We start from the raw sequence: 17,276 nt of genomic DNA on the forward strand, positions 1-17,276 counted from the left end.
GATTGAGCCATTTATTCATACTTCACAATCAATGCTTCTGTAGCCTTATTCAGCTCTTCATATGCCAGATCACTAATTTGCCCTTGCTGATAATAATAAGCAATCATCTGTTTAAAGCCTTGTAAATGTTTTACTAGTTTCCCTACATTCTCATCCTTTTCAAAGCGCTCTACTGTTGTCAAATGCATGTCCAGCCTCCGAACAGCTTCCTCATCGGTGATCTCTCCAGCTTCTCCAAATTGCTTTACTAGTGCTTTTAAATCAGCAACACTTTCTACAGCTGGCTCCTCAGCTTTTTTCCTTACAGGGATAATTTCATGGATCTGTGGCTTCACAGCGCCAGACCATTCTATCTTTATTTCCAGTACATGCTCGTAACCAGAAGTGTCCAGCTCTGTTAGTGATTGAGACAGGCTGCCGACATTATGCCAACCATCCAAGTCTCTAATAAAAACTTCCGCATCCGAAATCGCCTGTGGACTTTGCAGAATCAGGAGCTCACCAACCTTCGTGTTCTCAGAAAGCTTGTAATTCAACTGGCCAGCCTGAGCGTCTCCTTCTGGTGTATAAAATGTAGCTAACTTGCCATCGATTACTTGGGCTGCTTCATTTCCGGGTGCACCTTTTGGCTCTGCTTGTACAGTAAGATTTTTTGTTCCCGGTTTTTCCATGCCTTCATTGACGATAATTTCGTTCAGCGCCAGCCATTTACTATTCTTCTCTGTCGATACAAGTCGGACAAATCTTGTCTCTTCGTTGTCCACTTGTACTCGCTTGAGTCGGTATGGTGCTTCATGATCCGGGAAGTTTAAACTTCTGTCCCCTGGATTTTCAAACGTATGAATGGTTTGCCATGTTTCCCCATCCTTGGAAATCTGCAGGTCTCCCTGCCGGAAATAATCACCTTCACCGTCATCAATCACGACTGCAATATCTTTCACATGAATGAGCCCACCCATGTCGACTTGTACATACCTTCCTGCATCCTGACTGCCGTTAAACCAAACTTTACTATCCCAATCACCATCGTACAGATCTGGTGCCTTCCCTGCATACGTGCCTGGGTAGTTATGGGATACAACAGGTTCTGTAAATGTTTCCGTTTGGATCGTGAATTGCTCTAAATCGAAGGTAATTGCTTTATCTGTTTTATTAACCAACCGAACATACGCAGCATTTGGGTAATTTTCTTCAGCTATCTCCTGCCATTCGACGCCATTTTCAGAGACCTCAAGTGTTAACTTATCTGTTGTTCCTTGAAAATAAATTTCCTTAATCTGCTCAATAGCTTGTAGGGAGACACCAATATAGTCTGACGGTTTCAACGTAATTGCTGGAACATCCTGTATTTTTGTGAGGTTTTCCTCTGTTTTCACTTCTATCTCCTGTAATGCGGCAACATTTGTATATATCTGACTTGTCGCCTGTTTTCCATTAACACGAAAATCTCTAACTGCTGTCCATAAATCATCTTTGCCACCAGGGACGCCTGCATGTGTTAATCGATAACGGACATAGCGTGCTTCAATTTCTACATTATTCACCTCTACGTTATAGCCAGATTGTTCCTCACCAATCGCCTGCCAGCTTTCACCATCTGTAGAATACTCAAGGATTCCTCGATGAAAAATGTCATGATCATCATTGTTTCTTCCTTGAAGGATCTGAATATCTTTGACTGCCACCTTTTTTCCAAGATCCAGCCCATACCAGTCCCCATTTTTCTGAAGAACCTTTACATATGCATACGTCTCTGGATCGTCATCTACCATATTATCCAGATTTTGACCTTCATAAGAGGAGGTGGGAATATTGGCCATAGCTTCCGGATCTATCTCGAGATGGATGTCAGCATCTAATTGCTTTATCAGTTTATTAGCAAATGGAACAAGACGTTTCGCTCCAATTTCAGTTGGGACATCCTTGCCGTTATATTTCTCTATAGGAAATGTAGTCGACCTATCCATGGCATTGGCTGCTTTCCCCAATTCTTCCCAGGCGGTGTTTAAATCATCTCCTTGAAAAGTGATTGCCGATTGAACTGCATATTTATCTGCTTGAACGACTTCTTCCAAGCTGTTCAGCCATGGTTCTATTTCCTTTCGCATTTGCTCATTCGTGCTTTTTTCTCTAAAGCCAGTAATGGCATCCAAAATTTGATTAAATTCATCAATTAACTGCTCTCCAATTACCTCAACGGGTTCCTCTTGTTGAAATTTACTCATAAATTCATCAAGCTCAACCTTTATATTTTCGGATTCCTCCAATACAACGCCTCGTCGATTTGGTGATGGATCACTTGCATGGTGTGCAATTGTTCTTAATTCTGACGCAGCATTCGGTGCAATATAATTAAAAGAATCCTCCCAGCTTTGCTTACTATTGTAATCATCGACATTCCATGCAAAGTCACCTACAGCAAAAATAGCTACCTTAGATAACTCAGCTTGTTCAAGTGGATTGGAAACAACTCCTGAAATATTATGTGTACCTTTTTCAAGAAAATGCTCTCCTTCTCCAAGCAATAACCTTGATCCTGCATACCCATTAACTGGCCAGTTCAACCATACAAACGGGTCCCGACCAATAAAATCCTTCACCCATTGCATATCAGGCTGATTTACAGTGCCAATGACATCGTCGCCTGTCCACATAATTTCTACATCTTTTGGCAGTGTGCTCATTGCTTCCAAATAAGGCTTTCCTGCCTCACCCGTCCATGCTTTATTGTAAAATGGCGGTGTGTAAATAAGTGGTTTTACATCACCTTTAGCCTCCACCCAATCAGCGATATCTTTAACGAGCTTCATATGTTTTTCTGTATCCTTTAATGATTGAGCAGTACTGATATCATCCATAAACAAACCGAATTGCCGTACACCTGCACCATATACCTGGTCCAGCTTTGCCAATAATGTTTCTAATTCCTGATCATAATTGTCCCAGTCAATCATGCTAAAACCAGGGTGAATCGCCCATATAAATTGTGTCTTCGTCTTATGTCCAACTTCGGCAAGCTCCTGAATCTTTGCAAGCTCCTCTTCCGGATACGGCTTCCTCCATTGGCTGTTATGATATTTTTCATCTTTCGGACCGTAGATGTAGGCATTCATTTTAATCTTGCCGCCAAACTCCATTAAACTGATCCGTGATTCATGTGACCAAGGAAAACCGTAAAATCCTTCGATAAATCCACGCCACTTGCTATCAGCATAATCCTCGTACTGCATTGCATGAATCTTCTTTCCAGAAATTTGATCCGTGATCATTTTCAATGTTTCCAAGCCGTAAAAAGCGGATTCTGTATCTTTTCCAAGAATGGCAATCGTACCATTCTCTTCTAAATCTGTATCCATTGCTAACACGTACGGATCGATTTTTTCAAAAATAGTAGAATCATAGGCTATGTTTTCATTAAAATAATTGTCTACATATCCATTGGACCCCTTTGTACCAAGTAAAATATTCGTTTGACCTGGGACAATTTGGTTTGAAGTATTTACCTCAATCGATTTAGAGGAAAGAATCTCCTCTAAAAACTCCTTTGTCGGTGTATCAATCCCATCCTCTGCCACAAGGTTCACTTCATTTGTAAGTGTAAAATCTGTTCCTAAATCTTTTCATTTTGAGGTATAGGGTAAATTTCATATTTTTCTTCTGCCTGACTTGCAGCTGCAGTGGAAAGTGGTAACAAAAGTAATAGAAGCATCAACAAATAAAAATACCGCTTTTTCAAAAGAACACATCCTCCTTTTGGATGGGAAATGCAGAGAAATATCTGCACTTCCCTTGTTTGTTCTTTCCTTTCGCTCTAGCCTTTTTGAGTTAATACTGCAGGAAATTAATCAACTGTTTAAGAAGTAATGTGCTGAGCATTCATGGCGTTGCTGTATAGGCAGCCGAGACTGGTATACCTCTATTGACAGTAGCCGCTCTAGCCGCGACTCACTCACTCCGTACCGAGACAGCTACTGCTTCAATCGAGACACTTGCTCTTCCTACCGCGACTGCAACCGCACCAACCGAGACTCACCCTCTCGCTACCGCGACTGCTCCACACCCAGCCAAGCCTCCAAACCCTTCCCAGCACCTTACTCATACTTCCCAATCAGCACATCTGCTGCTCTATCCAATTCAGCATTTGCCAGATCACTAATTTGCCCTTGCTGATAATAATAAGCAATCATCTGTTTAAAGCCTTGTAAATGTTTTACTAGTTTCCCTACATTCTCATCCTTTTCAAAGCGCTCTACTGTTGTCAAATGCATGTCCAGCCTCCGAACAGCTTCCTCATCGGTGAGCTCTCCAGCTTCTGCAAATTGCTTCACTAATGCTTTCACATCAGCAACGCTCGCTACAACTGGCTCCTCCACCTTTTCACTGACTGGGATAATTTCGTGGATCTGGGGCTTCACATCTCCAGCCCATTCCACCCTCACTTCCAGTACATGCTCGTAACGAGAGGTATCCAGCTCTGTTAGTGATTGAGACAGGCTACCAACCTTATGCCAACCATCCAAATCTCTTATGGAAACCTCTGCATTTGAAATTGCTTGCGGATTTTGCAGAATCAAAAGTTCTCCAACCTTCGTTTCCTGTGTAAGTTTGTAAATCAACTGCCCAGCCTGTGCATCGCCTTTCGGTGTATAGAACGTAGCTAGCTTGCCATCGATCACATGAGCTTCTTCATTTCCAGCAGTCCCTTTTGGTTCTGCTTGCACTGCGAGGTTTTCTGGACCAGGCTTTTCCATCCCTTCATTGACAATGATTTCATTTAATCCTAACCACATTTGATGGCTTTCCGTTGAAATCAACCGGATATAGCGTGCTTGTTGGCCACCCACCTCTACACGTTTATAACGATAAGGGACTTCATGATCAGGGAAATTCAAACTGCGATCACCTGGATTTTCAAAGGAGTGAATGGTTTCCCATGTTTCCCCATCTTCAGAAATTTGCAGATCACCTTTTCGAAAGTAATCCCCTTCTCCGTCGTTAATCACCAAAGCTATATCATTGACGTCAACCAGACCACCCATATCTACTTGGACATATTTGCCCTTGTCCTGCATCCCGCCGAACCAAGTTTTCGTTGTCAAATCACCATCATACAAATTCTCTTGTTTGCCTTGGTATATACTTTCATAATTATGAGACACCGTAGGCTCGACAAATTTATTGAAGGCGATCTGCAGCTTTGGCAGATCAAAAGTAATTTCTTCTTCGGTGTTATTTATCAGACGTACATAAGCAGCATTTGGGTAAGGTCCTTCCTTGCTGATTTCTTCCCACTCCACACCGTTTTCCGATACTTGAAGGGTAGCATCTGTTGTGGAACGGTCCAGCTCAATGGATTTAATTTTCTCCAATCCCGGCAACGCAATTCCCACATATTCGGATGGCCTCAACATTATCTCTGACAGATTTTTTAAGCTTGCTTCCGTGGTTGTACTCTCCACTTCCGCTTGAAGCCCATCGATATTGGAGTAAAAACGTGCCTCCTCGCTATTTTTATTCACTGTAAATTCCCGGATAGCTGTCCACAAGTCTGGCTTTCCACCTGGTACGCCCGCATGTGTCAGTCGATAACGAATATACCGTGCTTCTAATTCAAGATGATCTGCCTCTACCTTATAGCCGGAACGCTCCTCACCAATTGCTGTCCAACTCTCACCATCCGTTGAATATTCAAGTATTCCCTTATGGAAAATATCATGGTCGTCATTATTTCTGCCTTGTAAAATATGGATATCTGTTACCGGAACCTTCTTTCCAAGATCCACGCCATACCAATCGCCGTTTTCCTGCAATGTTTTAATATATGTCAGGCTCTCCGGATCACCATCTACCATTGCACCTAAATCAGAATGATTATAGGAGGTTATTGGAACTCTTACCGTTGCTCCCGGATTGATAGTTTGATAGATTTTAGCATCCAGCTTGTTAATTAACTCTTTCGCAAATGGGACCAATCGCTTGGCACCAGCTTCTACTGTCACGTCAGGGGAATTGAGTTTTTCAATTGTAAATGTTTTAGACGCAGTTAATGCCGCAGAAGCCTCCCCCAGTGCCTCCCACGCTGTATTCATATCCTCATTTTGCAATGCCAGAACAGACTGGACTGCATGTTTATCAGCCTTCACCACGTTTTCCAAACTATGAAGCCATGGTTTTATTTCTTTCACCATTTGCTCATTCGTACTTTTTTCGCGGAAACCGTTAATTGCCTCGAGAATCTTGTCAAATTCATCCATTAACTGCTGACCAACTGCCTCAACAGATTCACCGTTGGCAAATTTATCTCGAAATGTATTTAATTCTTCCTTTATGTTTTCTGATTCGCCAACAACGAGCCCATGGGTGCTTGGTGATGGATCACTTAAATGATAGGCAATCGTATTCAACTCAGATGCAACATTTGGCGCAATATAGTCAAATGAGTCAAGCCAGCTCTGTTCAGCATCAAATGCATCGACATTCCATGTGAAATCTGCAACTGCAAATAACGCTATTTTCGAGAGCTCCGCCCAACGCATCGGATTGGAAACGACGCCGGAAATGTTATGGGTACCAGGCTCCAGTACCTCCCCTTTGCCAAGCATTAAACGAGAATTTACGTAATCATTTACAGGCCAATTCAGCCATACAAACGGATCGCGTCCAATAATGTCTTTGACCCACTGCATATCCTGTTCATTTACCGTTCCAGCAACACCACTTCCCGTCCACATAATTTCTACGTTTTCAGGTACATCTCGCAATGCCTCTAAATACGGCTTACCATAAGATCCTGTCCATGACTGGTTGTAAAATGGCGGTGTATAAACTAATGGTTTAACATCCCCTTTTGCTTCCACCCAGTTTGCAATATCAGTAATTAATTTCACATGCTTATCCTTATCTTTTAATGCCTGTGCTGTACTAATGTCGTCCATGAATAAACCAAACTGGCGCACACCTGCACCATACATTTGTTCAAATTTCGCAAAAAGCTTTTCCATCTCCTGATCATAATTGTTCCAATCAATCATATTGAATCCAGGATGAATGGCCCAAATAAATTCTGTTTTCGTTTCATATCCGGTTTGAGCCAGATCTTCAATTTTCGCCAATTCTTCTTCCGGGTAAAGTTTTCGCCACTCACTATTGTGGTATTTCTCATCTTTTGGACCATAAATATATGCATTCATTTTTATGCTTCCACCATATTCCATTAAGCTTTTTCGTGCTTCATGGGACCATGGAAAGCCGTAAAAGCCTTCAATAAATCCGCGCCATTTCGTATCGGCATAATCCTCATATCTCATGGAATGGACTTTTTTATCTGCAAGCTGATCCATAATCATTTTTAAACTTTCCAGCCCGTAATAGGCTGCATCCGTATCTTCTCCAAGAATCGCAATCGATCCCATTTCCTCTAATTGTTTGTCTATTGTTAACACATATGGGTCTATTTCTTTAAAAATAGTAGAATCATATTGGATATGGTCATTAAAATAAGTATCTACATACCCATTGGAGCCTTTTATTCCGATTAAAATATTGGTGCGATCAGAAACAGTCTCCTCAGAAATTGTAAAACCAATGGATGCAGAAGTTAGAATTTCTTTTAAAAACTTCCTCGTCGGTTCGTCAATACTCTCTTCCACCACCACATTTACTTCATCGGTAAGTGTAAACGCTGTTCCTAAATCCGTTTCATTCTGAGGAAGTGGATAAATTTCGTAGGGTGATTTACCAGACCCCTCCTCTGCCTTCACGGTGATAGCCGAAAATGGGGTGACCAATAGAAAAGACGTCAGTAAAATAACATGCCATTTTTTCAAACAATAAAACCTCCCTTTAACTTAAAACTAATACCAATTGATTGGAATGAAAGATGGCAAATGCGATGTCTGAAATGAGCAAAATTAGCGAAGAGAGCATTACTGTCTCCCTCCGCTACTATTAACTTATTTCTCTTCACTTTCTCCTTGCTCCGCATTAAATGTCCAATTAAGCTGCAGAGAATCACCCTGGAATTGGTTTTGATCTCCGTCATTATCAAGGAAATTAAATTTAACCGTTAAATCATCAACAGAACCAGCCTCCAGACCCTGCTCTCCAAATTCCGGATAGAAAATACTTTCGTTCACTGCTTCCGGACTCATATCTTTTAATTCTGCCAAAGTTGTTTCAAATATTACCTCATCAAACTTATCGGCATTGTATAAAAACTGCACCTGAATATGCTCCCCGAAATCCTCTGTATTGTTGTTATGTGCATCATTTACTGTATAAGCTGACTCCAAATACACTTTGCGGATATCCAATGACCCATTATTCTGTAATTCAAAATTACGTGTAATCGATGAACCAGGCTGCAGATCATCAACATCCACGATCGTAGTCGGATTGACAGATAAGTCCAATGTACCTGCAGCAAACGTATTGCTCGTTTGCTCACTATCACTAAAGTAGGCATACGTTCCTCCACCGATTAACGAGATTCCAAGTGCTGCAGACATAATTCCCATTCCCAATTGTTTTTTAATACCCAAAATAATTTCCTCCCTGTTTTTTAATAGATTACAAGCTTCCCTATGACCCTATATGTGTCACAGAGAAGCTTGTGTTTATGAGATTACTTCCACTTATCAAGTAATGTCTCGGTGCCTATTTTTAATGTCGTATATGCTTTTTCAGATAGTAACTCTTTCTCAATATGATTATCTAGTAATTTTTCAAATCCTTTTAAGTGCTTAACCACTTTCTCTGCTTGATCTTTCTTCTCAAAACGCTCAACAGTAGAAAGATGAACATGTAATGAGCGTGCTGCTCCTTTGTTGGCAAATTCGCCATCTGCCTCCAATTGGTCCAACTGTTCTTTTAAATCTGTTGCACTGGAGATTGGTGGTGCTTCTACTGTCACTGTTGCGGTTGCCACAACCTCATCATAGCCGTCGACATGTAACGTGTACGTGATTTCATACGTGCCTGGCGTTGATGCATCAAAATCGCCTTCGTCAATTACTACATCTGCTGAACGGTCATTTCCTTCCACATCCCGGGCGACCTCAATAAGTGAGGACAAATCAAGCTCATCACCTGCTGTGATCGTTTTGTCGGAAACCTCAAGTACTGGGGATACCTGCTCAATACGCAGATTATCCAGCATAAATGTTCCTGCACCTGTATCCATATTCAAGCTTGTGCCATCATTAAAGATACCGATATATGTTTGTCCGTTTTCAGATCCCTTGATTGTGAATTCCGCTGTCTTCGTTTCTGTTGCTGCTGCTAGTTTATCATTTGATTGCAAGCCTTTTGCTTGGTCAATGCTACGTACGTCAATTGCCTGATCACCTGCAATGAAACGATAAGAGTCAGCAGTTGTCTGATAATCAAAGCTCACTTTATACGTTGTATCCGCTTCAAAATGGAAATGCTGTGGAATGGTGCGATACACTAAACCACTGTTGCCTGTATTTACTTTCACTGACCAGTTGCCATCAAGCACATCATCGACAACCTTCTTGTCTGCCCAGCCTTTTTGCGTATAAGGTGCATGCAGCTCAGCCAAGTGAATACGGTTGTCATTCACACCTTCTGTATTTCCAATAACGAATGGGTAAATCCCTTGCAATACATTTTCAAAATCCTGTTCAAAAACATTGTCCGCTTTATAGTTGTCTAAAGCTTTTTGAACAACACGTACTTCATCAAACTTTGTCATACCTTCTCCAGCTTTACGATGAAGAACCAATTCTGCCGTTTCGCTCTCCGCTGTAAAGCTTACTTGCATACGTTGCATCTTACTGTTGTAGCCATCATTCGTTGCATGTGAATCTGCTTTTACATAATTCTTTTGTAAGCTTCTTAATGTGTAATTGCTTACATCTTTTTTAGCGCCATTTACCTTGATTGATGCTTTCACATCGCTGGCATTTTCGACATACACTTCAGCAACATATTCTTTCCCTGGCTCAAGATTTTTCAATGTCCGGGTAACTGCGGTATCCTTTGTCGGACTATCAAAATTCAGATAGTAGTCACCGCTACTTAGGTTGCGTGCATCATCTTTTTGATCTGTACGAATGACACTAACTGCATCCGCGTCGCCTTCTACAGTCGTATGCTCATCATCAATCGTCGCTGTGTTAAAGCCACCATCATAAAGATTTTCCGTACCCCATTGATCAATCGCCACGCCTTCATCTTCTCCTGCAACGACAATGTATGGTGTTGCAGCTTCCGCTTGTAACGTAATTTGATGATCGGTTACATCAATGGTTTGCTTTTCAGTTCTACCTTGATCTGTCAGTTTATAGACATCCACTGTAGAAACTTCATTGTGCTCATCAGGCAATGTCCATGTAGTTTCGCCACCTTCTTTATTCCAGTGATACAACTTCTCGGAATCAGGTGTAGGTGTTTCGAAATCCTGCTCTACCCATGGAATCAAATACGTATCACCATCAAGAACAACATTGCCATTTAGGTTAATAACACGTTCTCTGGAGTCATCCTTCCTCTTAACAATAACCGTATCGTCATTGCTTGGGTCTTTAAGAGTGATTTCTTTTTCCAAATTCGTCTCCGTTGGGTCTCCTTCTGTCTTCTCCCAATCTGTTACATAATACTTTTGTAAAAACTTTGTAGGTACGTTTGTATCAAAAGTTTTGCGGATAAAATGATCAAAGTTCTTATCTGATTGCCAGCCTTCAAAACCAGCCAACTCAAATCCGCCGAGTAATGGATGATCAGCTGTACCACCTGCTTCCGGCCAGTTTAACACCCATGAATCCTTCTGGTGGTTGCCGATAAAGCGAAGTACATCCGAGTTAATTCCTTTATTTTCGGGACCACCATAGTTCTTATCTGTAGCCCAATGCTGCCAAGTAGAGTAATTGGCAACAGCTGTACCAAACTCTGTTGTCATTCTCCAGCCTCTGTCCATAATTTGCTCAGCAACACGGTTGGATTCCCACTGGTCCTGATACCAAACATCTAAATAGATAAAGTCAAGACCTGGTGCAGCTTCAGCTAACGCATCCATTCGTTCAGCACGAGCACCTGAGTATAAATCGCGTAATTTATTAATTGTATACGACTGATCGAGCCAGCCCCAGCCCTTGGAACCCGGACTGTTAATTAGTTCTTCACTAAACGCATCTGCTTCCGGATAGGATTCCTGTGCGTTAATATGCACACCAAACTCCGTGTTATATTGATGTCCTTCCTCGATAAGCGTTTGTAAGTCAGCTGCTCCGCCCATACGCTCTCCGACATCACCATAATCTGGATGTGCACTGTCATGCCCTTCATTTCCATATCCTTTCAATAAAACAGCTTGTCCCATTCCATCTGTTGCAAGCGCCACTTTCTTCACATTATCCAATGTTTTTAAGAATGGCTGCTGTGCTTGAGAACCGAAGTTCATTGCAATTCTTGTGCCGACTGTATTATTTACATTGTCTGCGCCTTTTATATCCTTCATTAAATCACGATATTCAATAGCCGCATCCTGCCAATCAATCTCCTCATCACCATTCGTATCCTCGGTAATTACAATTTTGATTGTCGGCTTATTGGAAGATGGTTCCGGCATAAATTCACGATGATAATAAAGTGTACTTGAGCCAATCCCCATTGCTTTTACACCAGCTTCATTTTCAAAGCGGTTGGCAATCAGGTTTTTATATCCATTCACTTCCGAGCTTGACCATACACCAGCACTCAATTCATCTGTTGATAAAAATGCAGTGTAATAGCTTTTCGATGTCCCAACATCCTGCATTTCTGCATCCACTGTTACCGACGTATCACCCGGCTTGGTAACATCACTACTTAGATTAGTCAATTTTGCTTTTGCATCTCCATCCTCCGCATTTACGGAAATAAAGTTCATATCAGCAAAATCGATCGTTTCAATTGGTGCATCTGCTTTATTGGTGATTTCATCAAAGCTGTAAACAACTTTATTATCCTCCACCTTCAAGGATAGTTTGAATTCAGCATCAAGCTTTTCATCCAAATCCGTAACAGACATGGTATAAACTGCTTCATTGTCGCTGACTTTTTCAAAAGCTACCTCCGGATAATAAAGCATGCCATTGATGTTCAACCCATACACAGGAGATTCTTGTCCATGCATCACTTTTCCATCAACGTTATAATTAATAACTCGCGGAAATACTTCATCAATCGTTACCTCCATCTCGTCTGATGAAAGAGTATTCTCAATTGGTTCGGTATCCGGAGCTTCCGGTGCAGAGCTTTCTGTAATTTTCACATTCGAAATAGTAACATTTGCTGCGCCACGGCTCTTCTCAAAACCAAGCAAGCCAGCCTCGTCTACACCATCAGGCTGCGACCAGGAATCTATTTTCTCTCCATCCACGTAAAGTGTTGCAGTATCATTGATGAATTTAACGCGTAAATGGTAAGACTGATCAGCTTGTAGCGGAATACCTTTTGTCATCGCAGTCCAGCTGTTTTCCGGTAAGAAAATTTCGCTAAAGTACTGATCATTTGCATCACCAGTTCCGACGTATGTATACGTGGAAGAGTCCTGAACTCTATAAATGACACCAAAACGATTTAAATCCTTATCTGCTTGAATATCTGCTTCAAAAACACCATTCTTAATTGGTTCCATGTTATCGTAAACTACTTTATTTTTTGCAGTAGAGGTGACACCAAAAGTTGCAGAACCATCCTCGTTGTAAGTAAGTGTGCCGTCTCCTTGGATAATATTTAAGTCCCCTACTTCCAGCTTGTCATCCACAATACCTATGTCTGTTTTAATGAGGACTTTTGTATCCTGGTCACCATATTTACCAAGACGTAACGCTTCCGGTTGAGTGGTCAAATTAGCAACAGCTTCATTTAGTTGTACATTGCCAAAAAGATCCTTTCCATTTAATGAAGCGTTCAACGCTGTTCCATCATAATCGACCTTTAACGTATATTCTTTACCAGGCTGCGGCAAAGCTACCTCTGGTCTTTCGCGAAGATAATCTCCTTCACCCTGGTATTTATATTGGTAAAACCAGCCAAGTGCATCATAGCCAACAAAAACAAAGTTATTCGGATCTTCATAATGAGTAAAATAGCCAAAACGGGTCGTCTTCCCCTCTGTCTCTGGAATAAAGGTATACTCCATGACACCTTTCTCCTGTCCCGTGGCATCTTGATGACGGAAAATTGCCGGGTTATCCCCATTATTGTTCCCCTCGCCAGTACCAAGTCGTACATAGGAATCCCCGTTTTGTTCGACAACCTTGTTCACTTCATTCCCACCAGTGGAAATCGTTTCCCATGGGTTGGAAGCTGCTGCATCTGCTTTTAATGGTGCTACCATGTTTAACAAAAATAATGGTAGAACTAGCAAGACGCCGCAGAAAATAGGAAATATTCTTTTTCTGTAATAATTGTCCACACTGAAACCTCCTTGCAGAATGATAGAGTAGATCTGATAAAAGTACGTAAAATGGCGCTACTATCCTCCCCTCTATTTATCTTTGCTGGATACCCCTTACTTAGTAGATTTTGTTTTATTTATTTAAAAATTACTAAACAGGTTATATCCACTTTAGATTAAGGTTACATGGATTGAAGCGCTTACACAATGCAGATATTGTCTTTTATTTTAGAAATATTGTTATTTTTATAATGTTTAAATTATTCTGTCTATATTTAGGTATTTTATACTAGAAGTGAATAAAAAGTCCTTGAGGGAACTATGCAGAGAAATCATCTTATAAATGGCTTCATGTCAGGGATTTATGCGGCTATTATCGTAGATTGAAATATGTATTTTTTATCTATTATTTAAATTACCATATACTTCATATTTTTGCTATGAGCCAAATATCACGTAATTCGTGACATGTATAATAACTGAATTAGGATATTCGAACCGTGAGAATTGTTGAAATTGGATATAATTACCTATTAAAATGAAAATAGTGTAGATTACTGGTAAAGAGGCATAACCAATTGACTATGCCTCTTTTACATAGTTTGGGAAAATTAACTTGAAAAGATTACTCAGTTTATTTAACAAGTGACCTAAAAATCTATTACTCTAATTCTCCTTCCGATTTTATTGCAGCCTTTCCAGCAAGTAATTCGTATCTGATTTTAAGACACGATAAGCATCATCAGACATCTCTTCTTGAGCCTGCAAATAATCAAGTAATTGACCCAGTGAATCTAGTTGCTTACATGTTTTTGCTGTATTGTTTTTATCCAGATATTGCTTAATTGTCGTTAGATGAAGCTGAAGTATCCGCACATTCTTTGTATCTTGGAAAGCTCCTGCTTGATCGAATCGCTCCACATGTGTTCTCATAGCCTGTGGACTCGTGTTCACATTTATTTGATAGGTTTTCTTTGTAATGTTTCCTGCCTTATCCTCAGCTGTTACACTGAATTCATGCTCTCCCGGCTTACCTGCTAAAGGCAACGCTTTATTCTTATCGTATTCTTTTCCTGCAAAGGATGCAGTTGTAGTAGCGATGCCACTCCCTTCATCCGTTGCCTTCCATGTAAACATGATCGTCTCCGTATCTGATAAGGACACTTGGTCTTGAACGAGCTTTCCATTCATAGTGACTTCAAGCTCTGGTGCTGTTTCGTCTGCCCCATTATTGGTTGCAATAATTTTGGCATTAGCCCAATCAGCATGGTCAAACCAATTGTTATCATCACCATCAGTAACTACAAGCTTTAAAACAGATACCCCTGTGATATCGACATCAATATACTTCGTCTCCATATCACCTGTCACCAATCCGCTGTCATAAAGTTTTTTGCCGTCACCCCATACTTCAAAAACAACATCACCTTCCTGGCCGTCTTCCCACACCATTTCATCATCAATTCCAATAGCTGAGGTGAAGGTAGAAAAATTACCCCCGATATAGTAAGAAACCTCCGAATTGGAATTAACACCAAGTCCCTTTTCAAATGTTTCGCCATTAATAGTTAGTGTGTTCCCATCACCTGCTTCTTGCCCGCCTACACTCCTATCTCTTTCTACCGGTCCCCAGCCATTGATCGTATCTTTATAAAATGGCAGGTCACTTAAAAAGCTATCTGTCTTTGGCGGAGCTGGGATAATTTCTGATGTAGCCTGTGTATGAGCATTGGCGCTTTTCCCAGCTTTTCCATATTCAAATGTGATGGCAGAATTAAATGTAACTGTGTCTGCTGAAAGCTTTGTTGGTGCAGTGACATTCCAAGTGACTTCGACTGACTGATTTTCTGAACTTGGTGGAATCGTTGCAAATCCCGTTTCTGAAACAGGTTCTACTGTCCATCCATTAGGAACATCCAAATTAACTTGTACATTATTCGCAGCAACTACACCATTATTCGTAATAGTTAAAGAAACTTCCTTCGTTTCTCCTTCTCCTATTTTTTCTGGAACTTGAAGATCTTGCTGTATAGCTGGAGGCGCATCCTCTGGAGTACCTGGCGTCACTTTCAACACCGTTATATCATAGGCCTGGACTTTTTCCCTAATAGTGTTAGCAACAGCTGTTTTATCCTTTGACCAAATATCTTCAACAATATACGCACCACTTTTCTCCATATTTAATTCATCGGTATGAATACCAACGTTTGCTTCTTTATCTCCACGGTTCAACAGAGTAACAAGCATACTTCCATCTTCTAATGACTCTATCCAAACTTCTTGCTTATCACTGGTTTTCACATGCTGTACGTTCTCTGAAGCTTCCACTGGATCTGCAGGACTAATTCGATACATTTGCACCCCATGACCTGGTACAGAAGCTTGAATCTCGCCTGTTGATTGGGTTGTTTCATGTGCCCATAAGTCACGTATATAATAGGTGCTGCTTGACTGAGGTAATCCAAGATCAGTAATGTTAACACTCATTTCCGTTTCTTTTTGTCCTCGATTTAGCAAAACAATCGCTCGATCACCATTTGCTAACGGACGCATCCATACTTCTTTATCTCCATCGTCACGAATCTTTCTTCCTTGCAGGCCAATCGTGTCCTGATTAACTGCAGTTACTTCTTTATTTGAAAGAATTTCTGCCGTAGATGTGGACATATGACGGAGATCATTTCCTGCCATTAAAGGTGCGGCTAGTATACTCCATAAGCTAAAATGTGCTCGATTCTCCGTTTCAGACAAACCAGGATTACCTACTTGGAGCATGTCGGGATCATTCCAATACCCTGGTCCAGCATATTTATAAAGACCAACCTGCTGATCCAAAATAGTCATTAAGCTTCCCCAATTTGCTTGAATATCACTCGTGGTACGCCACATATTTGCAATTGGCTTTGCCCATTCCCAAGGCTTTGTATCTCCATACTCAGAAATACCATAAATGATAGGACGATCCAATGCCTGCAGTTCATCTCTCATTTTTTCAAATGCAGGTATATGCTCCAGACCTTCCGTAACATCTGCACGGCACCAATCATATTTCAGATAATCTACACCCCATTTTTCAAATTGCTTCGCATCCTGCTTCTCATGTCCGTAACTGCCAATATTTCCTGAAGGGTAATCATCCCAATGCATGGCACAGGTCTCCGTTCCCGGCACAGCATAAATTCCTAATTTAAGTCCCAGCTTATGCACATAATCGGCAAGTGCCTTAATACCACTTGGAAAGCGCTCCGGATTTGCCTGTAAATTACCATTAACATCTCTTTCCAAAGCTTGCCAGCAATCATCAATAACCACATATTCATAGCCAGCATCTTTCATGCCGCTTTCTACCATTGCATCTGCAGTCTCTTTAATCACTTCCTCATTGACATCATAACAACGGAAATAATTCCAACTGTTCCACCCCATTGGCGGTGTCTTTGCCAAACCATTATCCAACGCATAGACTTGCTGTCCATTCGCCCCAGCAAAACTCGTCGCTAAAAAAACCACAGTGAATAGCATTACACCCAACTTCCATCGCCATTTCATTACTATCCCGTCTCCTTTATTTATACATCCCAAGTGAAATGAGCTAAATGCTCTGCGGCTGATTACTCTGCGCTCCGGATGATTATTTCTTCCTGCGGCCGATTATCTTGCGCTCCGGCGGATTATTTCCTCCTGCGGCCGATTCCGCTGCGCTCCGGCGGATTATTTCCTCCTGCGGCCGATCCCCCTGCGCTCCGGCGGATTAATTCCTCCTGCGGCAGATTCCCACGCCCTCCAACAGATTGCCTAAACACTCCAATAAAAAACCAAACGGCAAGTCTATTTAACTTGCCGCAGGTTTTAGATGATGCGAGTCATCCTG

The 17,276-nt window shown here is 41.3% G+C and carries 6 protein-coding genes; all 6 read right to left on the minus strand.

Going from position 1 to position 17,276, the window contains the following annotated elements; translation table 11 throughout:
* Nucleotides 1-11: 11 nt before the first annotated feature.
* The 6 genes from BME96_RS15745 to BME96_RS15765 all read right to left on the minus strand — a co-directional run bounded on the left by BME96_RS15745 (nucleotide 12) and on the right by BME96_RS15765 (nucleotide 16,954).
* Nucleotides 12-3,575 carry a glycoside hydrolase family 84 protein gene (locus BME96_RS15745; protein WP_231478635.1) on the minus strand — a complete coding sequence of 1,188 codons (3,564 nt, stop codon included), beginning with the start codon at nucleotides 3,573-3,575 and terminating at the stop codon, nucleotides 12-14.
* A gap of 35 nt (nucleotides 3,576-3,610) precedes the next feature.
* Nucleotides 3,611-3,736, minus strand: a complete 126-nt coding sequence (locus BME96_RS20080; protein ID WP_269321172.1) for a hypothetical protein — start codon at nucleotides 3,734-3,736, stop codon at nucleotides 3,611-3,613.
* Nucleotides 3,737-4,091: 355 nt separating this feature from the next.
* On the minus strand, nucleotides 4,092-7,826 hold the full coding sequence (locus BME96_RS15750; protein WP_071649549.1) for a glycoside hydrolase family 84 protein: 3,735 nt from the start codon (nucleotides 7,824-7,826) through the stop codon (nucleotides 4,092-4,094).
* A 126-nt stretch (nucleotides 7,827-7,952) separates the two neighbouring features.
* Nucleotides 7,953-8,540, minus strand: coding sequence for a CalY family protein (locus tag BME96_RS15755; protein ID WP_071649550.1), 588 nt, complete (start codon nucleotides 8,538-8,540; stop codon nucleotides 7,953-7,955).
* Nucleotides 8,541-8,623: 83 nt separating this feature from the next.
* A complete protein-coding gene (locus tag BME96_RS15760) occupies nucleotides 8,624-13,423 on the minus strand; it encodes an endo-alpha-N-acetylgalactosaminidase family protein (protein WP_071649551.1) in 4,800 nt (1,599 codons plus the stop codon).
* Nucleotides 13,424-14,089: 666 nt separating this feature from the next.
* Nucleotides 14,090-16,954, minus strand: coding sequence for an NPCBM/NEW2 domain-containing protein (locus tag BME96_RS15765; RefSeq protein ID WP_071649552.1), 2,865 nt, complete (start codon nucleotides 16,952-16,954; stop codon nucleotides 14,090-14,092).
* Nucleotides 16,955-17,276: the final 322 nt, after the last annotated feature.

Source organism: Virgibacillus halodenitrificans (assembly GCF_001878675.1).
GTDB lineage: Bacteria > Bacillota > Bacilli > Bacillales > Amphibacillaceae > Virgibacillus_Q > Virgibacillus_Q halodenitrificans.

Bases quoted from the DNA above. Each gene is read 5' to 3' on its own strand.
- BME96_RS15765 (WP_071649552.1), bottom strand. From the start codon at position 16,954: ATGAAATGGCGATGGAAGTTGGGTGTAATGCTATTCACTGTGGTTTTT.